16 protein-coding genes are annotated in these 19,303 nt (G+C 64.9%); 7 read left to right on the top strand and 9 right to left on the bottom strand.

Translation table 11 applies throughout. The annotated features are described in order from the left end of the window. Positions 1-183: 183 nt before the first annotated feature. Together EOD29_RS09625 and EOD29_RS09620 are read right to left on the bottom strand one after the other, a co-directional pair. Positions 184-1,557: an aspartate aminotransferase family protein gene (locus EOD29_RS09625; protein WP_127214253.1), complete on the bottom strand. Its 1,374-nt coding sequence runs from the start codon at positions 1,555-1,557 to the stop codon at positions 184-186. 14 nt (positions 1,558-1,571) lie between these two features. Then, entirely contained in the window at positions 1,572-2,411 is an 840-nt protein-coding gene (locus EOD29_RS09620; RefSeq protein WP_127246635.1) for a GNAT family N-acetyltransferase, read from the bottom strand. Positions 2,412-2,731: 320 nt separating this feature from the next. Here EOD29_RS09620 and EOD29_RS09615 point away from each other — a divergent pair, with 320 nt between their 5' ends. Both EOD29_RS09615 and EOD29_RS09610 read left to right on the top strand, forming a co-directional pair. Beyond that, positions 2,732-3,400 carry a haloacid dehalogenase type II gene (locus EOD29_RS09615; protein WP_067327464.1) on the top strand — a complete coding sequence of 223 codons (669 nt, stop codon included), beginning with the start codon at positions 2,732-2,734 and terminating at the stop codon, positions 3,398-3,400. 16 nt (positions 3,401-3,416) lie between these two features. Continuing rightward, on the top strand, positions 3,417-4,691 hold the full coding sequence (locus EOD29_RS09610; RefSeq protein ID WP_127246551.1) for an FAD-binding oxidoreductase: 1,275 nt from the start codon (positions 3,417-3,419) through the stop codon (positions 4,689-4,691). 13 nt (positions 4,692-4,704) lie between these two features. Here the strand turns inward: EOD29_RS09610 and EOD29_RS09605 are convergent, their stop codons facing one another. The 6 genes from EOD29_RS09605 to argE all read right to left on the bottom strand — a co-directional run bounded on the left by EOD29_RS09605 (position 4,705) and on the right by argE (position 11,286). Next, positions 4,705-6,162 carry an NAD-dependent succinate-semialdehyde dehydrogenase gene (locus EOD29_RS09605; RefSeq protein WP_066989163.1) on the bottom strand — a complete coding sequence of 486 codons (1,458 nt, stop codon included), beginning with the start codon at positions 6,160-6,162 and terminating at the stop codon, positions 4,705-4,707. Positions 6,163-6,180: 18 nt separating this feature from the next. Further along, on the bottom strand, positions 6,181-7,224 hold the full coding sequence (locus EOD29_RS09600) for a tartrate dehydrogenase (RefSeq protein WP_127246550.1): 1,044 nt from the start codon (positions 7,222-7,224) through the stop codon (positions 6,181-6,183). Positions 7,225-7,234: 10 nt separating this feature from the next. Further along, positions 7,235-8,698 (bottom strand): aldehyde dehydrogenase family protein, encoded by a 1,464-nt coding sequence (locus EOD29_RS09595; RefSeq protein WP_127246549.1) that lies wholly within the window; start codon positions 8,696-8,698, stop codon positions 7,235-7,237. A gap of 149 nt (positions 8,699-8,847) precedes the next feature. Beyond that, positions 8,848-9,201, bottom strand: coding sequence for a cupin domain-containing protein (locus EOD29_RS09590; RefSeq protein ID WP_067328000.1), 354 nt, complete (start codon positions 9,199-9,201; stop codon positions 8,848-8,850). A 23-nt stretch (positions 9,202-9,224) separates the two neighbouring features. Beyond that, a complete protein-coding gene (locus EOD29_RS09585; protein ID WP_127246548.1) occupies positions 9,225-10,148 on the bottom strand; it encodes a glyoxylate/hydroxypyruvate reductase A in 924 nt (307 codons plus the stop codon). 13 nt (positions 10,149-10,161) lie between these two features. Beyond that, positions 10,162-11,286 carry an acetylornithine deacetylase gene (argE, locus tag EOD29_RS09580; RefSeq protein ID WP_067328001.1) on the bottom strand — a complete coding sequence of 375 codons (1,125 nt, stop codon included), beginning with the start codon at positions 11,284-11,286 and terminating at the stop codon, positions 10,162-10,164. Positions 11,287-11,537: 251 nt separating this feature from the next. Here argE and EOD29_RS09575 point away from each other — a divergent pair, with 251 nt between their 5' ends. Beyond that, positions 11,538-12,440: a GNAT family N-acetyltransferase gene (locus EOD29_RS09575; RefSeq protein WP_127246547.1), complete on the top strand. Its 903-nt coding sequence runs from the start codon at positions 11,538-11,540 to the stop codon at positions 12,438-12,440. A 52-nt stretch (positions 12,441-12,492) separates the two neighbouring features. Here EOD29_RS09575 and EOD29_RS09570 read toward each other — a convergent pair whose 3' ends face one another. Further along, complete coding sequence (locus tag EOD29_RS09570; protein ID WP_127246546.1) at positions 12,493-13,386, bottom strand: LysR substrate-binding domain-containing protein; 894 nt, start codon at positions 13,384-13,386, stop codon at positions 12,493-12,495. Positions 13,387-13,553: 167 nt separating this feature from the next. Between EOD29_RS09570 and EOD29_RS09565 the strand changes: the two genes are divergently transcribed. Genes EOD29_RS09565 through EOD29_RS09550 form a run of 4 tightly spaced genes read left to right on the top strand, consistent with a single transcriptional unit; the run spans position 13,554 to position 19,303 of the window. Beyond that, positions 13,554-14,954, top strand: coding sequence for an MmgE/PrpD family protein (locus EOD29_RS09565; RefSeq protein WP_127246545.1), 1,401 nt, complete (start codon positions 13,554-13,556; stop codon positions 14,952-14,954). Continuing rightward, on the top strand, positions 14,944-16,185 hold the full coding sequence (locus EOD29_RS09560) for an FAD-dependent oxidoreductase (protein WP_127217458.1): 1,242 nt from the start codon (positions 14,944-14,946) through the stop codon (positions 16,183-16,185). Before EOD29_RS09565 ends, EOD29_RS09560 begins: the two co-directional genes overlap by 11 nt. Before the next feature lie 2 nt (positions 16,186-16,187). Beyond that, positions 16,188-16,457, top strand: coding sequence for a sarcosine oxidase subunit delta (locus EOD29_RS09555; protein WP_127246544.1), 270 nt, complete (start codon positions 16,188-16,190; stop codon positions 16,455-16,457). After that, positions 16,454-19,303, top strand: a complete 2,850-nt coding sequence (locus EOD29_RS09550) for a 2Fe-2S iron-sulfur cluster-binding protein (RefSeq protein ID WP_127246543.1) — start codon at positions 16,454-16,456, stop codon at positions 19,301-19,303. The genes EOD29_RS09555 and EOD29_RS09550 overlap by 4 nt, the downstream gene beginning before the upstream one ends.

Here is a 19,303-nt window from a genome sequence, read left to right as displayed (position 1 = left end):
CGTGCTGTCCGGGGCGTCGGCCTTTTTCAAAAGCCCGGAAATCCGGGCTTTCTGGCCTTGTCTTAAAAAGCAGTCTGGCACTTCCCCCGCGCTGGATTCGCCGAAAAGGCGCGAGGTAGCGGCACAAAATTGCGAAATCGTCTGCCGCGGCGATATTTCGAGATGCGAAAAATGCGTCGCCCTTCATGCAAGCGCCCGGCGGACATCGGCGTCGTCCAGCGTCTGGTCCAGCGTCCGGCGCGTGCGCTCGATGATCGCATCGATGTCGCCGTCGGTGCAGCAGAGCGGTGGGGCGTAGCCGAGAACCCCATGCGCGAAGGCGCGGATGATCAGGCCGTTGTCCCACGCCCTGTCGAAGACGCGCCGCGCCGGCATGGCCGAGGCCGGAAGCGGCGTTTTCTTCTTTTTGTCGACCACCAGCTCGATGGCGGCAAGCATGCCGCGACCCCGCACATCGCCGACCAATGGATGGTCGCTCAAGGCAGACAAGCCCGCCATCAAGCGCGCGCCGGCCCTGGCGCCGTTCTCCAGAAGGCCTTCCTCATAGAGCTTCAGCACCTCGAGCGCGACGGCGGCGCTGACCGGATGGGCGGAATAGGTGTAGCCGTGGCCGACCGCCGAGGCGCCTGCGCCATCGGCGATGACGTTATAGACATGATCGGCCATGAAGACAGCGCCCATTGGCACATAGCCCGAGGTCAGGCCCTTCGCGGTGGTCATGAAGTCGGGAACGATATCCTCCTCCGTGCAGGCAAACAGGGGGCCGGTGCGGCCGAAACCGGTGATCACCTCGTCGGCGATGAAGAGGATGCCGTATTCACGGCAGAGCTCGCGCATCGCCTTGATCCAGCCTTTCGGCGGGACGATAACGCCACCCGAGCCCTGGATCGGCTCGGCGTAGAAGGCGGCGACCCGCTCCGGCCCGACCTCCTCGATCTTCGCCTTCAGCGCGGCGAGCGATGCGGCGATGATCGCGTTCGGGTCATCGCCAACCGGATTGCGATAGGGATAGGGCGAGGGGATCTTGTGCTGCCATTCGAACGGAATGCCGAAACCGGCATGAAAGGCGGGCAGGGCGGTCAGGCCCGCGCCGACCACCGACGATCCGTGATAACCCTGCTCAATGGAAATAAACTGGTCGCGTTCAGGCTCGCCTCTGGCATTCCAGTAGTAGCGGACGAACCGGATCGTGCTGTCGACCGCGTCCGATCCCCCGAGAGTGAAATAGACGTGATTGAGATCCCCGGGCGCCCGGTCGGCCAGCTCCGAGGCGAGCCGGATGGCGGGCTCCGAGCCGAGATCGAAATAGGCGGTGGCGTAGGGCAACTCGCGCATCTGCCGGGCCGCCGCCTCGACGATGCTGTCGTGACCATAGCCGGCATTGACGCACCACAGTCCGGCGAAGCCGTCGAGAAGTTGCCGGCCGGACGCATCGGTCACGGTAGCACCCTTCGCCGATTTCAGCACCCGCACGCCGAGCGCCTCATGGCCGCGATATGAGGCGACCGGATGGATGAGATGGGCGCGGTCGAGTTCGATCAGGGAATTGGCGAGCATTGTTGTCCTCCGGACTATCCGAGCGCCTGGTTGGCGAGGGCGTAAACTTTTGGCCTGGCCTGTTCGGCCCCATTCTTGGCCGGACGGTCCATAGCGACGCCGCCGCCGACATGAGCGAGGCCGATTTCTCCGAGCCAGCCGGCGATGCCGGTCCTGCTTTCGGTATCCACGCGCAGGAAAGCGCCAGGGCGAGACGCGGCGAAAAAGCTGATCAGGGCCTTGGCGTCGTCTGCATTTCCCGCGATGACGGGGCCGATCACCTCGCCGCGTCCGAACGGGCGGATTGCGGCATAGGCCGCGATGACGCCACTGCGGCGGATGACTACGAATTCACCCCGCTCGGCCAGCGCATCGATCAAAGCTTCTCGGTCGGCGCCGTAGGCGTCACGGTCCAGGGCCTTGATTTTCCGCAGGTCGTGGGTGCCCGCGGCTTCCACACCGCCGGGAGCCTCAAGCGCTGCCACCTGGCCCTGATGCTGAAGAATCGTGCCCGAGGGCACGAAGCCAAGCTTCTCATAAAGGGGCATGCCGTCGGTCGTGGCGACGAGCCGCAGCGGACGGTCGCCGGCAAGGGCGAAGGCCTGTTCCATGAGCCGGCGCCCGAGCCCTTTGCCTCGCGCGTTCCTGTCGACGATCACCATGTTGATCATGGCGCAATCGGCGCCGTAAGGCGTTACCAGGATTGTCCCGGCGACCCGGCCCTGGTCGTCGAGCGCAACCGCGCCGCTCGAAAGCTGCAGCGCCATCTGCCAATCCTGCGGGCGATGCGGCCAATTCTCCTGCCGAGATAGCGCGACTGCACCCTCGATATGATCCGGCCCGAAGTCCTGGAGTTCGATCTCGCCTTGCTGCATGACGCACCTTTCAGTCTGACCCCAAGTCTCGATCATCAGTGCGCCGCAGATCGTCTGAAGGTCTCGACTTCGGCGGTATCATTCGCCGTTGCTGAGGGCGTGCGCCGCATCTTGTGCTGGCCCCTATGGAACTGGATGCGTTTAGCGCCTCGACCGGCGGCATCCTTCGACGCTCAAGATGCTACAGCGTGCCAAACGGAACCGCGGATACGGAACTTTCTGCTTTCGGCAGGCGCTTTTCGGTCAGGTAGGTCGCTTCCTGCCGGCCTATAATGAAAGACGTCCCAACGCGGATGTGCTTCCACCGGAGATCGACGGATATGGCTTCTTTCAGGCCCAAATACATCACCTTCGACTGCTACGGCACGTTGACCAATTTCCAGATGGCGGAGGCGGCGCGTGACCTCTATGGCAGCCGACTCGACGAGCCGCGCATGCAGGCGTTCATCAAGAACTTCGCGGCTTACCGGCTCGACGAGATCCTGGGCGACTGGAAGCCCTATGCCGACGTCGTCCACAACGCGCTCGAGCGCGCCTGCAAGCGCAACGGCGTTGCCTTCAGCCCGGACGACGCCACGATGGTCTATGAGCGTGTCCCGACCTGGGGGCCCCACGCGGACGTTCCAGCTGGCCTGGCGAAGGTTGCCAAGGAAATTCCGCTGGTCATCCTCTCCAACGCCATGAACGCGCAGATCATGTCCAATGTCGAGAAGCTCGGCGCGCCATTCCATGCCGTTTACACGGCCGAACAGGCGCAGGCCTACAAGCCACGCTTCAAGGCTTTCGAATATATGTTCGATAGGCTGGGCTGTGGTCCAGAGGATGTTCTTCACTGCTCGTCCTCGTTCCGCTACGACCTGATGTCGGCGCATGATCTCGGGATCAAGAACAAGGTCTGGGTCAATCGCGGCCACGAGCCGGCCAACCCCTATTACGGCTATGTCGAGATCGCCGACATTTCCGGTCTTCCGGGCGTGGTCGGGCTTTGAAACTGACGGATTGCAAATGAAGCTGGTCTCCTACTGGCACGACACCGCTCCAGTTTTTTCCGGCGGGGCGCAAGGCCCGGTCGAGGGACACTACGACGCCGCCATCATCGGCGGCGGCTTCACCGGCCTCGCCGCCGCCCGCCAACTGGCGAAGGCCGGCGCCAAGGTGGCGGTGCTGGAAGCAGAGCGGGTCGGCTGGGGTGCGTCGGGACGCAATGGCGGGCACCTGAACAACGGCCTCGCCCACAGCTACCTTTCGGCCAAGGCGGAGCTCGGCAAGGAGCGCGCGATCGCGCTCTACCGGGCGCTGGACGATTCCGTCGACACCATCGAGGCGCTGGTCGCCGAGGAGGGTATCGACTGCAACTTCCGCCGCGCCGGCAAGCTGAAGCTCGCCTCCAAGCCGCAGCATTTCGAAGCGATCGCCCGTAACTTCGAGGCCGTCCATGCCGAGGTGGATCCGGATACGGCGCTGCTGTCGCCGAACGATCTCAAATCCGAGATCGGCTCGCCCTTCCATGGCGCGATGCTGTCGAAGAAGAGCGCCATGATGCATATGGGCCGCTACGTGGCCGGGCTGGCGACGGCCGCGGTTCGCCATGGCGCCGTCATCCACGAGAATGCGGCGGTGACGGATCATAGGCAGTCGGGCACGCGGCATCAGCTGACCACCTCCCGCGGCCGCATCAGCGCCGACAATGTGCTGGTGGCGACCGGCGCCTACACCACGCCGAATTTCGGCTATTTTCGCCGCAGGATCATTTCCGTCGGCAGCTTCATCATCGCCACGCGACCGCTGAGCGACGCCGAGATCGCCGCGACCATGCCCGGCAACCGGACATGCGTGACCTCGATGAACATCGGCAACTACTTCCGGCTTGCGCCCGACAAGCGCCTGATCTTCGGCGGCCGCGCACGCTTTTCGGCGACATCGGACCAGCGCTCCGATGCCAAGAGCGGACAGATATTGCGGGCAAGCCTCGCGGCGATCTTCCCGCAGCTCGCCAGGGTGGAGATCGACTATTGCTGGGGCGGGCTGGTCGACATGACCAAGGACCGCTTCCCGCGGGCCGGCTACCAGGACGGGGTCTGGTACGCGATGGGCTATTCCGGCCACGGCGCCCAGCTTTCCACCCATCTCGGCATGATCATGGCCGATGCCATGCTTGGTCGCGCGGACCGCAATCCGATGAAGGGGCTCGAGTGGCCTGCCATTCCCGGCTATTCCGGCAAGCCCTGGTTCCTGCCGATGGTCGGTCTCTACTACAAGGCGCTCGACCGGATCCAGTGATCGGGGCTGGGGTTTAACCCAGCCCGCCCATGTGGAAGCTCTTCAGTTCCAGATATTCCTCGATGCCGGCCTGCGCGCCCTCGCGCCCGAGGCCGGACTGCTTGACGCCGCCGAAGGGGGCTATCTCCATCGAAACCGAGCCGGTGTTCAGACCCACCATGCCGAACTCCAGCGCCTCGCCGACGCGCCAGGCGCGCTTCAGGTTCTCGGTGTAAAAGTAGGAGGCAAGCCCGTAAGGTGTGCCGTTGGCAAGCGCGACCGCTTCCTCTTCCGTCTCGAAACGGAAAAGCGGTGCGACGGGACCGAAAGTCTCCTCGCTGGCGAGTTCCATTTCGTTTGTCGCACCGGCCAGCACCAGCGGCGCGACATATTGAGGACCCTCCGGCAGCACCGGCTTCTCGGTGACGATCGTCGCGCCTTTGGCAAGCGCGTCCTCGACGTGCCGATTGATTTTCTCGACCGCCGCCATGTTGATCATTGGGCCGATGGCGACACCGGGCTGCGTGCCCGGTCCCACCGTCAACGCATTGACGCGGGCGCTGAGCTTGGCGGAGAAGGCGTCATAGACTCCGGCCTGGACGAGAATGCGGTTGGCGCACACGCAGGTCTGGCCGCCATTGCGGAACTTCGACGCCAGCGCCCCCTCGACGGCGAGGTCGAGGTCGGCGTCGTCGAAGACGATGAAGGGCGCGTTGCCGCCGAGCTCGAGGCTGAGCCTTTTCACGCTGTCGGCCGCTCCGCGCATCAGCAGCGAGCCGACCCTGGTCGAACCGGTGAAGGAGATCTTGCGCACGGTCTCATTCGCCATGATCTCGTTGCCGATCTCGGCCGGCATGCCGGTGACGATGTTGATGACGCCGGCGGGAATACCCGCGCGTTCGGCGAGCACGCCGAGCGCCAACGCCGAATAGGGCGTGAACTCGGACGGCTTGATCACCACCGTGCAGCCGGCGGCCAGCGCCGGCGCAACCTTGCGGGTGATCATCGCATTGGGAAAGTTCCAAGGCGTGATGATGCCGCACACGCCGACGGGTTCCTTCAGGACGATGATGCGGCGGTCTGATGTAGGCGAGGGGATGGTGTGGCCATTGATCCGGCGCGCCTCCTCGGCGAACCATTTGACGAAGGACGCTCCGTAGCGGATCTCGCCTTTGGCCTCGTCCAGCGGCTTGCCCTGTTCCGTGGTCAGGATCAGTGCGAGATCGTCCAGATGCTTAAGCATCAGACCATGCCAGGCCTCCAGCAGGGCGGCGCGTTCGGCGTGGGTCTTCTTTTTCCAATCCCGATAGGCGGAAGCCGCGGCCTCTATGGCCGCGCGGGCCTCCGGGCCGGCCATGTCGGGCACTGTGCCGATCGATATCTGTGTTGCCGGATCGATCACATCGACCGTTCTGCCGGAACCTGCCGCGACCCATCTGCCGCCGATCAGACCGGCCTCGCGGAAGAGAGTTTTGTCTTTCAGGCTTTTCATCGAAAACGACCTCGCAAATCAGGTGAGCGCCGCGACAACGGCGGATGTGATGGCGTCCGTACGATCTTTGCCGGCCGTGGTTCCCACCCCTCGCGCCGTTGTCGCTTCGATCGCGTTCATGACGCGGCCGGCTGCGTCCTTTTGGCCCAGATGTTCAAGCATCATTGCGCCCGACCATATGGCGGCGATCGGGTTGGCGATGCCGAGGTGGGCGATGTCGGGCGCGGAGCCGTGCACCGGCTCGAACATGGACGGCGCCGAGCGGTCGGGGTTGATGTTGGCGGAAGCTGCGTAGCCGAGCCCGCCCTGGATCGCCGCGCCGATATCCGTCAGTATGTCGCCGAAGAGATTGGAAGCGACGACCACGTCGAGGCTCTGCGGATCCATGATCATGCGCGCAGCGAGTGCGTCGACATGATAGCTGGTCACGTCGACGTCCGGATAGTCGGCGGCCAGCTTGCGCGTGATCTCGTCCCAGAACACCATCGAATATTTCTGCGCGTTGGACTTGGTGACGGAAGCCAGCCTGCCGCGCCGCGCCCGTGCCTGCTCGAAGCCGAAGCGCAGGATGCGCTCGACCCCGGCCCGGGTGAAGATCGAGGTTTCCACCGCGACCTCGTCCAGCGTGCCTTGATGCACACGCCCGCCGGCGCCGGAATATTCGCCTTCGGTGTTTTCGCGGATGCACAGAATATCGAAGCTCTCGGCTCGCAGCGGCCCCCTCACACCCGGCAGCAGCCGGTGCGGCCGGATATTGGCGTATTGCACGAATGCCTTGCGGATCGGCAGCAGCAGCCCGTGGAGAGAAACGGAATCCGGCACCTCCGTCGGCCAGCCGACGGCCCCGAGCAGGATGGCGTCGAAGCGGCGCAAGGTCTCGATGCCGTCCTCGGGCATCATGCGACCGGTTTCCTTGAAGAAACGACAGGACCATGGAAACTCGGTCCCAGTCAGGGCAAAGCCGGAGTGCTTCGCCACGGTTTCCAGCACCGTCCAGGCGGCGGCGGTCACATCGCGACCGATGCCATCACCGGGGATCAGGGCGATCGAGTAGGTCTTCATCGGCATCTCTTCACAGGCTGATCAGGACGCTCTTGGTCCTGCGGTTGGCGAGATAGGCCTCGCGGCCAAGGTCCTTGCCGATGCCGGAGCGCTTGTAGCCGCCGGTCGGCAGGATGTGGTCGCGCGAGCGGCTGTAGCGGTTGACCCACACGGTGCCCGCTTCGAGCTTGCGCGCGAGACGGATCGTGCGAGACAGATCGGCGGTGAACAGGCCGGAAGCCAGTCCGTAGGTCGGATGGCTGGACAGCGCCAGCGCCTCGTCTTCGGTCTCGAAGGTCTGGACCGTCAGGACCGGGCCGAAGATTTCCTCGACGATCGCCGGATTGGCCTGGTCGACATTGGCGATCAGCGTCGGTTCGTAGAAATAGCCGGGGCTGTCCATAAAGGTGCCGCCGGTCAGGCATTCGCCGCCGCCCTCGACCGCGGCCCGCACGATGGCGTCGACACGTCCCCGCTGCCGTTCCGATATGATCGGCGAATACCGCGTCGTCTCGTCCCAGGTCGGGCCGGGCTTCACCGCCTTCATCTTTTCCAGAATCGAGGCCGTCAGCTTGCCGGCCACACTCTTCTCGACGATCAGGCGCGTGCCGGCCACGCAGGCCTGGCCGGCATTGAAGGTGACGCTGCCGGCGATTGCGGCCGCCGCCTTGTCGAGATCGGCATCGGCAAAGACGAGCTGCGGGCTCTTGCCGCCGAGCTCCAGCGTCATCGGCTTGACGCCGGTGCGGGCGACCTTCTCCATGATCGCTGAGCCGGCGCGGGTCGAACCGGTGAAGCTGACCTTGGCGATCTCGGGATGGCCGGTCAACGCCGTGCCGGTCGTGGGACCGTCGCCGAGCACCACGTTGATAAGTCCTGCCGGCAGGCCGGCTCTGACGGCGAGCTGCGCCAAATGAACGGTCGAGAACGGCGTCATTTCGGACGGCTTCAGCACGACTGCATTGCCCGCGGCCAGCGCCGGGCCGAGTTTCCAGCCGGCCATCGAGATCGGAAAATTCCAGGGCGTGATCGCGGCCACGACGCCATAGGGTTCGCTCATGATCATGCCGAAACTGGCGTCGTCGGTCGGCGCGAGTTCGCTGCCTTCCTTATCGGCGAACTCGGCAAAGAAGCGGATCTGCTCGGCGGTCACGGCGATGTCGCCGGCGGCGAGCTGGCCGACGGGCCGGGTCGAGGACAGTGCCTCGATCCTGGCGAGCGTTTCGGCTTCCGCTTCCATCAAATCGGCCCAGGCGTGGAGCGCCCTGGTGCGCTCGCGCGGCCGGACGCCGCCCCAGTTGCTGGCTTTCAGCGCCGCCTTGGCACTTTCCACCGCCCGGTCCACCAAGTCCGCACCGGCCACGGGGCAAGCGGCATAGGACTTGCCATCGGACGGACGGCGCATTTCGATCGCACCCCCGGCCGAAATCAGCTCTCCATCGATGAAGTGGCCGACGGGAAGCGAGATTGTATCGGGATCGAAGCTCAGGCTCATGGGCAACCACTCGGCAGCATCGGCCTCAGCCTAGCCCGTGCCGACACGCAGCATGCGCTGTTCGGCGATCCGCCGCCGACGAATGTTGCGTGCTGGGGACAAGAGACGGCAAAATCTTCCGCGGCGGTCAGGGCCTGCGCGGGCGCTCGCTAGCCCACTGTGACGTAGATCTTGCGCACGGTCTCGATGGTCTTCCAAACACCCGTGAAGCCCGGCTTCATGACGAAGCTGTCGCCGGCCCGGTAGGTCACCGTTTCGCCGGCGTCGGGCGTGATTTCGACCACGCCGGCGAGGATATGGCAGAACTCGAAGGTTTCCCCCTTGATCGAGCGCGTTTCGCCGGGCGTGGCCTCCCAGACGCCGGTATGGACAAGGTCGTCCTTGGCCACGTCCTGCGCCCAGGTTTTGAAGGCGGGATTGCCGGCAATGAGCCGCTCCGGCAGCGCGGTCGATTCGCGGGGCGAAAAGCTCGGGTTGATATCGATGGACTTGAGCAGGGACAAAGGATGGCCTTTCCAGTTGAGTTTCAATAACCGCGCGACCGGTCGACGAGCCCGATGGGATCGAGCCCGGCGCGGTGGCGCTTGATGTTGTCGATGACGGCCTGGGCGGCGGTCGCGGGTTGGGTCACGCTGGCTATGTGCGGAGTGAGGATGATCTTCGGATGCGACCAGAACGGATGTCCCGCGGGCAGCGGTTCGGGATCGGTCACGTCGATCATCGCCGACGACAAATGGCCGCTATCGAGCGCGGCGACAAGCGCTTCGTGATCGAGCTGCGGGCCTCGACCCGTATGAACGAGAGCCGCCCCGTCAGGCAGTTTCGCGAACAGGCCGGCGTTCAGAAATCCGCGCGTCTCCTCGGTCAGTGGCAGCAGGCAGATCAGTATGTCACTGGCCGCCAGCATCTGCTCCAGCCCAAGCTCGCCATGATAACAGGTCACCCCTTCGAGCCGCCGCGGGGAGCGGCTCCATCCGGAGAGCTGGAAGCCGAAAGGTTTCAGCCGGTCGAGGACGGCTTGGCCAAGCTGTCCGAGGCCGAGCACGCCGATCCGGCGCGACGCGGCTTGAGGCTGAGGGATGTCGCGCCATTCTCCGGCGCGCTGCTGCGCCAGATAGGCCGGCAAGTTGCGGTGGAGCGCAAGCACGGTGAGCGTCACATACTCCTGCATCATGCGCACGATGCCCTCCTCGACCATGCGCACGATCTTCACCGGGGCGGGCACCGCGTCGAAGCGGAACTGATCGACGCCGGCGCCGATGGAGAACAGGATTTCGAGGTTGGTGTAGCGGTCGAGGTTCTCCGGCACCGTCCAGGTGATCAGGTAGCGCACTGCGTCGGGATCGACCGTAGCGGCATCGATCGTGAAGGGGAGGTCCGGCAACTCCTTAGCGAAGGCCTCGGCGAAGATCGCGCCACGCCGCGCGTCGGAATTGAAGAGGAATGTCATTCCGGCTGCTCCTTCAGGCCGCGCATCGCGCGCCCAGCGCCTCGATCATCTGCTGGCAGGCGGCGAGCTCGCTGGCGAGAATATATTCGTCCGGCTTGTGGGCGCGCCCGATATCGCCGGGGCCGCAGATGATCGCATCGAGCCCGGAGCCTTGGTAAAGTCCGGCCTCCGTCCCGTAGCTGACGGCGGCTAAAGGCGCTTCGCCGGTCAATTCGCGCAGCAGTCCCGCCAGAGCCGAGTCTTGCGGCAGCGACAGCGCCGGATAGGCGCTAATCGGCTTCCATTCAACAACATAGCCTTGAGCGGCAAGAGCTTCAGCCCGCGCCTTGACCGGGGTGAGCAAGCCAGCCGGTTCGATGCCCGGTATTGCGCGCGCCTCCAGGTCGAGCGTGCAGCTGTCGGGGATGATGTTGACCGACTGGCCGCCTGCGATCACACCGGCCTGCAGCGAGGAATAGGCCGGCTCGAAGGTTGGGTCGGACGGGCCATGCATCAGCCGCTCCGCTTCACTCACGGCGGCGCTCAGCACATCGGACATCGCATGGATGGCGTTAAGCCCAAGATCCGGTCGCGAGGAGTGGCCGGAGCGGCCGCTGATGATTACGCGGGCGGCCGCCTTGCCCTTGTGGCCGCGCACGGCGCGCATGCCGCTCGGCTCGCCGACGATGACGCCGAGCGGCTTGGCGCAAAGCTCGGGCAGCCCGGCGATCAAATGCGGCACGCCCCGGCACCCGATCTCCTCGTCATAGGAGAAGGCGAGGTGGATCGGTCTGGCGAGGCGCAGCCGCACAAGCGCCGGCACGGCGGCGAGCGCGGCGGCGAGAAACCCCTTCATGTCGGTGGTGCCGCGTCCGTAGAGCCGTTCGCTCTCCCGGCGCAGCGAAAAAGGGGCCGAACTCCATTGCGGCTCGCCGGCGGGGACGACGTCCATATGGCCGGATAGGATGTAGCCCGGAACCTCGGCCGGGCCGATGGTGGCGAAAAGATTGAAACGGTCGCCCTCTGGCCCTGGGAGCAGGCTGACCTTCGCGCCTTGTTCGGTGAGATGAGCCTCGATCCAGCCGGCAATGTCGCCGTTCGGCTTGCCGGCGACCGACGGAAAGGCGACGAGACGGTCGAGGATGTCGAAGACGTCCATTCCAGCCCTCAAGGCATTCAGGGTTTTGCCGGCATCGAGCCGCATGCTGGTGAATTTCCGCAGAGGATGGGTGCGTTGCCACGCGATTGCATGCCGAAAGCGGAAGTGTTTCAGTTGAATCTTGCGTTGGTGCACGGCTTTCGAGCAAATCCTGTGGGGTTTGCTTGTCTAGCGTTGGCGGGCACGGGGCAGCGGTCTGCTCGCCCGTTGATTTTTGAGGGTTCTTTATTTTTGAGGGTTCTTTCAGGGCCATGGAAGTGAAGCCGTCCGAGAGCTTGAAAATCGATGCCTTCTCCATGCGTATCGGCGACGTCCAAGATGTCGACCTGGAGAGGTTGCACGCGCTCTCCCTGTCGGTGGGATGGCCGCATCGCGCCGAGGATTGGCAATTCCTGCGTGAATCGGGCCAAGGCTTCGTGGCGCTCGATGAGATCGGCCGGGCTCTCGGTTCGGCCATGTGGTTCCCGCACGGCGCCAATTTCGCCACCTTGGGGATGGTCATCACCTCGCCGCGGCTTCAGACGCAGGGGGCGGCGCAATGGCTGATGAAGCGGATCTTCGACAGGATCCCCGGGCGCGATCTGCGCCTCAATGCAACCCGTGCTGCGCGGCGGCTTTATCTCTCCCTCGATTTCCAGCCGGAGAAGACCGTCTATCAATGCCAGGGCATCGCCCGCGTGCCGACAGCGGGCCGGCCGACGGAAGGGTGCGGCAACGTCCGGACCTTGGACGCGGGCGATATTGCGGCGGCGATCGCGCTGGACGCGGCGGGATTTGGCGTGAGGCGGACAGCGCTCATTGAAAAGCTCTTCGAGCATTCGGCCGGCTATGGCCTTTTCGACGGGAACAAGCTGACCGCTTTTGCCCTCTGCCGACCGTTCGGACGGGGCCATGTCATAGGGCCGGTGGTGGCGGGAAGCGACCCCGACGCCCTGGCGGTCGTCAGGCCGCACGTGGCCGACCATTCGGGATATTTCCTCAGGATCGACACGCACATGGACAATGGCGAGTTCGCCGCCTTCCTGTCGCACAGCGGAATGCCGGTCTTCGACACGGTGCTGACCATGTCGAAGGGCAAATGCCTCGCCGATTTTTCCGACGGCGGCTCGGCTAGGCCGAAGACCTATGCCTTAGCAAGTCAGACCCTCGGGTAGTTGTCTTCGGATTGCTTCCTTCCCCCGGACGGATGGTTGCCGAGCCGTCAGCCTAAACGGCTTCTACATGGGCGTTGGCTCGTTCCATGATCCACCCTCTGACGGTCCTCACCACGCTGCCTTTCGAGAGCTGGCTCTCCGAAAGATAATAGGTCCATGGACTGGCGGCCCGCACGGGAAAAGGCTCCACCAGAAGCCCGCGGCTGATATAGGTTCTGGCCAGCGAATATTGCGTGGCGACGCAGCCCGCACCCATCGCCGCCAGTTCCAGCGCGATGTTCGAGGCGTTCGTGGTGATGCCTTTCTCATAATCCGAAATGTCGATCTGCAGCGCGTCGCCCATGCATAGCCAGTATTCTTGGCGGCCATGCACGAAGATCCAGTCGACGTTGAGGATATCGCGCGGCGAGCGCAGACCTTTCGGGCCGGACAGCAGGCCGGGTGCGCAGAGGATGGCGAGCTGGTCGTTCCACAGCGGAACGCCACTCGGAGGGCGGTCGTCGAAGCGGCGGGTCGAGATGGTGATGTCGGCGATCTGCTCGCTGAGGTCTTCCCAGATCGTGCCGTGCAGAACGACCTCGATCTCCGGATGGATTTGCCGGAACGCCGCCATGCAGCCGGCCAGCCAGTTTTCGGCCAGGCTCATCGGACAGGAGATGACGACCGTCCTGTTGCGCGAGGAGGCGACGATCGCCTCCGTGGCGTGATCGATCTGGTCGAGCGCCTGCCGCAGCGTCGGCAGGAAAGCCTCGCCCATTTCGGTCAGCTTCAGGCTGCGCGGATAGCGCACGAAAAGCTGCCGGCCAAGATAATGTTCCAGCCCCCGCACATGATTGCTGACCGCCGCCTGGGTATAGCCGAGCTCGTTGGCAGCAAGGGTGAAGCTGAGATGCCGCGCGGAGCACTCGAACGAGCGGATATAGTTCAGTGGGGGTGGCGGCTTCATGCGATCGCTCCTTGGCAAAGCGAAAACTAGACCGGCGTCGTTGGCCTCCGCAACCGCCTTGACCTCGATTTTTTTGTGCGATGGCGCCAAACTAATTACGTGCCTGGCCCATGAGACCAAATTATTCGTAGTTACCTTGGAGCGATCGGGACGCGAAAGGTGGCGCCATGGACCAGCGGACGGCGGAAGGTGAGTCTGCTTCCACCGTATTTGCCCGTGTTGCCGACTTCGTGCTGCGCAGGTTGGCCGGCGCGTTCCCGCGCGACGTTCTGAAATCGGCAGCCCTCCAGTTCCTCGACACGATGGGCATTGCCATCGCCGCCGGCCCGATGCAGGCCGGACAAATCGCGCGCGATGCCGCGGTTATGCTCTACGGTTCCGGCGCCGACCGGCACGCGGCGAGGATGATCTTCGACGGCAGGCGCGCCAGCATGGCCGGCGCCGCCTTCGCGGCGGCGACCCAGACCGACAATCTCGACGGCCATGACGGTTACCCGCCGACCAAGGGGCACATCGGCGTGGCGGTTATCCCGGCGCTGCTTGCGCTCGCAGAAGAAAAGCCTGAGTTGACCGGCCCCGAGGCGCTGGCCGCGATCGTCGTCGGCTATGAGATCGCGGGGCGGGCCGGCATTGCGCTGCACGCAACCGTCTCGGACTATCACACCTCCGGCGCGTGGAATTCTCTTGGCGTGGCGGCGGTCGCGGCCCGCCTGCTTTCGCTTGACGACGATCAACTGCGCCATGCTTTCGGCATCGCCGAGTATCACGGGCCGCGCAGCCAGATGATGCGCGAGATCGCAACGCCGACCATGCTTCACGACGGCTCAGGCATGGGGGCGCTGGTCGGGCTGTCGGCCGCCGTGCTTGCCGAAGCGGGTTTCGCCGGCGCGCCGGCCATCACGGTCGAGGCGCCGGAGGTCGCGGCACATTGGGATGACCTCGGCCTGTTCTGGCAGATGACCCGGCAATACATAAAACCCTATCCGGTCTGCCGCTGGGCCCATGCGGCGATCGACGCGACGCGCGCGCTTTGCCTGCAGCATGGGCTTCGGCCGGAAGACATACGCAAAGTCCATGTCAACAGCTTCCACTATGCGGCGACGCTGTTTGCCGGCATGCCGGACACGACATCAAAGGCGCAGTACAGCCTGCCCTTCGCCGTGGCCACGATGATCCACTATGGTCGAATCGGCGTGGAGCACATTTCGGGCTCGGGTCTGCGCGATGCCGCCGTCGCGGATATGCTGAAGCGCGTCGAGGTGAACGAGGCGGCGAAGCACAGCGACCGTTTCCCCGCCGGGCGCTGGGCCGACGTGCAGATCGAGACGGTTGACGGCCGGCGGCTGGAGTCCGGAGATGTCCACGCACGCGGCGGCCCCGAAGCCCCGTTCAGCGAAGACGATATCGTCGCCAAGTACATGGAGTTTGCGTCGCCCGTTCTCGGCTCGAACAGGGCCGCCGCGATCCGGGACGGTATTCTCGGCCTGACCGACGCCGACCACCGGTTTTCCGAGGTGACCGCTCTGGTCTACGATCCTCCTGGCGGCCAGGGCAGCCATGCCGCTTAGGCTTCTCAAATACGGGCTTAGCCGCGACTATCCGGTGACGGGCGACATTCCTGCGACGCCTGAGCTGAAGCCGTCCTATGACGTGGTCATCGTCGGTGGCGGCGGGCATGGCTTGGCCTGCGCGCATTATCTGTCGAAATACCATGGTATCGCCAGCATCGCGGTGCTCGAAAAAGGCTATCTGGCCGGCGGCAATACCGCACGCAACACCACGACGATCCGCTCCAATTACATCACCCAGGAAGGCGTCGCCTTCTACAAGGAAGGCGTTTCGCTCTTCGAAGCGCTGTCGCAGGAACTCGACTTCAACGTCATGTTCTCGCAGCGCGGCCAGCTGACGCTCGCACACACGGAAGCGACGCTGCGCGCCTTCCATCTGCGCGCCGAGATGGGCAAGCATATGGGCACGCGCACCGAGGTGATCGACGCAAAAGAGGTCGAGAAGCTGGTGCCCGAACTCAACATGGATCGCGACGGTGCGCTCGAGATCCTCGGCGGCCTCTGGCATGCCGATGCCGGCACGGCCCGCCACGATGCGGTTGCCTGGGGCTTCGCGGCGCAGGCCTCGCGCCGCGGCGCCGAAATCCACCAGCGCACCGAAGTTCAAGGTTTTGAGGTCGAGAACGGCCAGGTGCGCGCTGTGGTGACGAACCGCGGACGGGTCGCCTGCGGCTCCGTGCTCATCGCCGCCGGCGGCATGAACTACGATGTTGCGATGATGGCCGGCGTGGAACTGCCGATCCGCTGCTACCCCTTGCAGGCAATGGTGACGCAGCCGCTGAAGCCCTGGCTGCACACGCTGGTCTCGTCCGTATCGCTGCACACCTATCTGGTGCAATCCTCGCGCGGCGAGATCGTCATCGGTGGCGGCTCGGATCCGTACCAGCTCTATTCGACCCGCTCGACGCTGGACATGAAGGAGCATCTGGCGGAAGGCGCCGTGCATCTCTTTCCCTTCCTGCAAGGTGTGCGGGTGCTGCGGCAATGGGCCGGCATCACCGACATGACGCCGGACTACAGCCCGATCATGGGCGCCAGCCCTCTCGCCAATCTGTGGCTCGATTGCGGCTGGGGCACCTGGGGCTTCAAGGCGACTGCGGTCGCCGGCAAGCGCATGGCGGAAACCATCGCCAGGGGCCGGGTTCCCGACCTGCTGAAGCCGTTTGCGCTGGAGCGCTTCGAGAAGTTCCGACTGCTCAACGAAATGGGCGCGACGGCGGCGAGCCACTGACCATGAAGCTGCTTGACTGCCCCATGAACGGCCCGCGCAACATCGACGAATTCCAGTCCTTCGGTCCGCTGCGGCAGAGGCCCGATGCGGACGCTGCCGCCGACGCTGCCGCCGACGCTGAGTGGGCAAGGCATCTCTTCCGCGCGGACAATCGAAAAGGTGTGGTGGTCGAGTGCTGGCGGCACGTGCCGAGCAACTTCTTCTTCCTCGCCGAGCGCGACGTCGTCACCAACGAGATCATCCGCACCTACGCCATTGGGAGCCGGCCATGACGCGGCTTGGCACGCCATACGGTTCGCGCCTCGACCGGACGCGGCCTGTCCGCTTTACCTTCGAAGGCAAGGCTTATCATGGCTTTGCCGGCGACTGCATCGCCAGCGCGCTGGCGGCCTCGGACCAGTGGGTCCTGTCGCGCTCGTTCAAATACCACCGGCCGCGCGGCATCATGACCATGGCCGGCGCGGAAGCGAACACGCTGGTGCAATTGCCGTCGGAGCCGAATGTTCCCGCCGACCTGACGCCGCTCCAGGACGGCATGATGGTTACGGCGCAGAACGTCAACGGCTCCCTGGAAAACGACCGCGATGCGGTGATCGACCGCTTTGGACGTTTCCTGCCGGTCGGCTTCTACTACCGCACCTTCATGGGTCCGAGACAGGACAGCTGGCTCCGCTTCTGGGAGCCGATGATCCGTCGCAAGGCGGGGCTCGGGATCGTCGACGTCAAGGCGCCGCATCTGAGTTTCGACAAGGCGCATCTTCACTGCGACCTGCTGGTCGTCGGCGCGGGGCCGGCGGGTCTATCGGCTGCGATCTCGGCCGCACAAGCCGGCGCCGACGTGCTGTTGTGCGACGACAATCCCGAAATTGGCGGTTCGCTGACCTATCGCCGCTGCGATCCGGGCATATTGTTCAGTCTGGCAGCCAAGGCAGCCAAGCTCCCCAATCTGCGCATCATGACCGGCACCATCTGCAACGGCTGGTATGAGGACAATTGGCTGCCGCTGATCCAGGGCAACCGGCTCTACCGAACCCGCGCCCGCGAGGTTGTCCTGGCAACAGGCGCCATCGAGCAGCCGGCGGTGTTCCGCAACAACGATCTGCCTGGCATCATGACCGGCGGCGCCGTGCAACGATTGCTCCGCCATTACGCGGTGCAACCTGGCCGGCGGGCCGTCGTGCTGGCCGCCAATGACGATGGCTACGACTCCGCGCTGGATCTGGTCGAGGCTGGCGTCGAACTGGCCGCGATCGTCGATCCTCGGCCAAATGCCGGCGACCGCGCCGGTGAGCTTCGGGCCAGGGGGATAGGGATCCTCGCAGGCGCCCCGATCGAGGAAGCGTCCGGGACGCGCGGCAACAAGCATGTGACGCGGGTCCGCATTGGCAGCCGCTGGATCGACTGCGATCTCGTGGCGGTCTCCGTCGGCTCGGTGCCTGCCTGGCAGTTGCCCTGCCATGCGGGAGCGATAGTTGGCTTCGACGATGCGACGGCGCGAATGACGCTCAGTCTGCCGGTGGGCGCGGCCGTCCGGCTGGCAGGCGCCGTTGCCGGCAAATCGCGGTTGCAGTCTGCGATGGCCGACGGCCGCCGCGCCGCGCGCGAGGCTCTCGAGCGGCTCGGCCACGGCGATCCTCCTGACGTGCAGAACGAATACGAGCCCGAGCCAGCTGCCTGGGCACAACCGCTCGCCGGCAACGCAAAAGGTCGCGACTTCGTCGATTTCGATGAGGATCTGCAGGTCAAGGACCTCAGGAATGCGGTCAAGGAAGGCTATCGCGAACTCGAACTGGTGAAGCGCTTTTCCACCGTCGGCATGGGGCCGAGCCAAGGCAGGCATTCGGCGCTCGCCACGGCGCGGATTGTCGCCGAAGCGACGGGGCGCGGGGTTGGCGAGGTGGGCATCACCACGGCGCGGCCGCCGACCGGACCGGAGAAGCTCGGCGTGCTCGCCGGCCATCACGAGCCGTTGGAGCGGCGCACCGCGCTGCATGCGCGCCATCTCGCACTCAACGCTCGCATGAAGCCGATCGGTGCCTGGTGGCGGCCGTATTTTTACGGGCCGGAAGACCGGATAGACCGCCTGGTCCGCGAAGAGATCGCCGCGGTCCGCAACGGCGTCGGCATGCTCGACGTGTCGACTTTGGGCAAGCTGGAGATCCGCGGTCCTGACGCCGGCGCCTTCCTCGATCGGATGTACACGATGGCGCATGCCAACCAGCGCGTCGGCCGGGTCCGCTACTGCCTGATGCTCAACGAGATGGGCACGGTTATCGATGACGGCGTCGCCTATCGTCTCGCCGATGACCTGTTCTACGTCACCGCGACGACCGGCGCCGTCGCCCGCGTGCAGGCCGACATGCTGTTCTGGAATGCGCAGTGGCGGCTGAAGGTCGACGTGCTCAACGTCACGGCAGCATTTTCCGGCATGAACGTCACCGGCCCGAAGGCGCGTGAGGTCTTGCAGGCGCTAGATGGCGACATCGATTTCTCGCGCGACGCTTTCCCCTATCTCCACGGGCGCGAAGGCATGCTGGCCGGCCTGCCGGTGCGTGTGATGCGGATCGGCTTCACGGGCGAGGTGAGCTACGAGCTGCACTGTCCTTCGAGCTATGCGGTCGCGCTGTGGGACGCTTTGTCCGAGGCCGGCAAGCCGCATGGCTTGCGTCCCTATGGACTCGAGGCCTCGCGCATGCTGCGGCTTGAAAAGGGGCATATCCTGATCGGCCAGGATACCGACGCGCTGACCACGCCCAACGAGCTCGGTTTCGGCTGGGCGGTTTCGAAGAAGAAGCCCTTCTTCGTCGGCAAGCGGTCGATCGAGATGCGGACGAGGCTTGGCGAAAGGCGCCGGCTCGTCGGCCTCTCTTTCGAGGGTGCAAGCAATATCCCCGGCGAGTCCTGCCTGGTGCTGCGCGGCGGCAACCCGGTTGGGCAGATCACTTCGATTGGCTTCTCGCCAACGCTTGGCCACACAATCGCGCTGGCCTATGTCCATATCGACGACGCTGCTCCCGGCAGCAAGGTCACGGTGAAGTGTCGCAGCGGCGAATTGGTGCAGGTGCCGGTGATCGGTCACGCCTTCGTCGATCCGCAGAACGTCCGGCAGGAGATGTAA

The sequence above is a fragment of the Mesorhizobium sp. M1A.T.Ca.IN.004.03.1.1 genome (assembly GCF_003997555.1).
In the GTDB taxonomy this organism is placed as follows: domain Bacteria; phylum Pseudomonadota; class Alphaproteobacteria; order Rhizobiales; family Rhizobiaceae; genus Mesorhizobium.
Note: the sequence above shows the minus strand (reverse complement) of the source record. Positions and strands in the feature narration are given on the sequence as shown.

Excerpts from the sequence above, each read along its gene's own strand:
- EOD29_RS09560 (WP_127217458.1), top strand. The coding sequence starts at position 14,944 with ATGCCGCTTAGGCTTCTCAAATACGGGCTTAGCCGCGACTATCCGGTG.
- argE (WP_067328001.1), bottom strand. The coding sequence starts at position 11,286 with ATGGACGTCTTCGACATCCTCGACCGTCTCGTCGCCTTTCCGTCGGTC.
- EOD29_RS09575 (WP_127246547.1), top strand. The coding sequence starts at position 11,538 with ATGGAAGTGAAGCCGTCCGAGAGCTTGAAAATCGATGCCTTCTCCATG.
- EOD29_RS09565 (WP_127246545.1), top strand. The coding sequence starts at position 13,554 with ATGGACCAGCGGACGGCGGAAGGTGAGTCTGCTTCCACCGTATTTGCC.
- EOD29_RS09610 (WP_127246551.1), top strand. The coding sequence starts at position 3,417 with ATGAAGCTGGTCTCCTACTGGCACGACACCGCTCCAGTTTTTTCCGGC.
- EOD29_RS09605 (WP_066989163.1), bottom strand. The coding sequence starts at position 6,162 with ATGAAAAGCCTGAAAGACAAAACTCTCTTCCGCGAGGCCGGTCTGATC.
- EOD29_RS09600 (WP_127246550.1), bottom strand. The coding sequence starts at position 7,224 with ATGAAGACCTACTCGATCGCCCTGATCCCCGGTGATGGCATCGGTCGC.
- EOD29_RS09620 (WP_127246635.1), bottom strand. The coding sequence starts at position 2,411 with ATGCAGCAAGGCGAGATCGAACTCCAGGACTTCGGGCCGGATCATATC.
- EOD29_RS09585 (WP_127246548.1), bottom strand. The coding sequence starts at position 10,148 with ATGACATTCCTCTTCAATTCCGACGCGCGGCGTGGCGCGATCTTCGCC.
- EOD29_RS09595 (WP_127246549.1), bottom strand. The coding sequence starts at position 8,698 with ATGAGCCTGAGCTTCGATCCCGATACAATCTCGCTTCCCGTCGGCCAC.
- EOD29_RS09570 (WP_127246546.1), bottom strand. The coding sequence starts at position 13,386 with ATGAAGCCGCCACCCCCACTGAACTATATCCGCTCGTTCGAGTGCTCC.
- EOD29_RS09625 (WP_127214253.1), bottom strand. The coding sequence starts at position 1,557 with ATGCTCGCCAATTCCCTGATCGAACTCGACCGCGCCCATCTCATCCAT.
- EOD29_RS09555 (WP_127246544.1), top strand. The coding sequence starts at position 16,188 with ATGAAGCTGCTTGACTGCCCCATGAACGGCCCGCGCAACATCGACGAA.
- EOD29_RS09615 (WP_067327464.1), top strand. The coding sequence starts at position 2,732 with ATGGCTTCTTTCAGGCCCAAATACATCACCTTCGACTGCTACGGCACG.
- EOD29_RS09550 (WP_127246543.1), top strand. The coding sequence starts at position 16,454 with ATGACGCGGCTTGGCACGCCATACGGTTCGCGCCTCGACCGGACGCGG.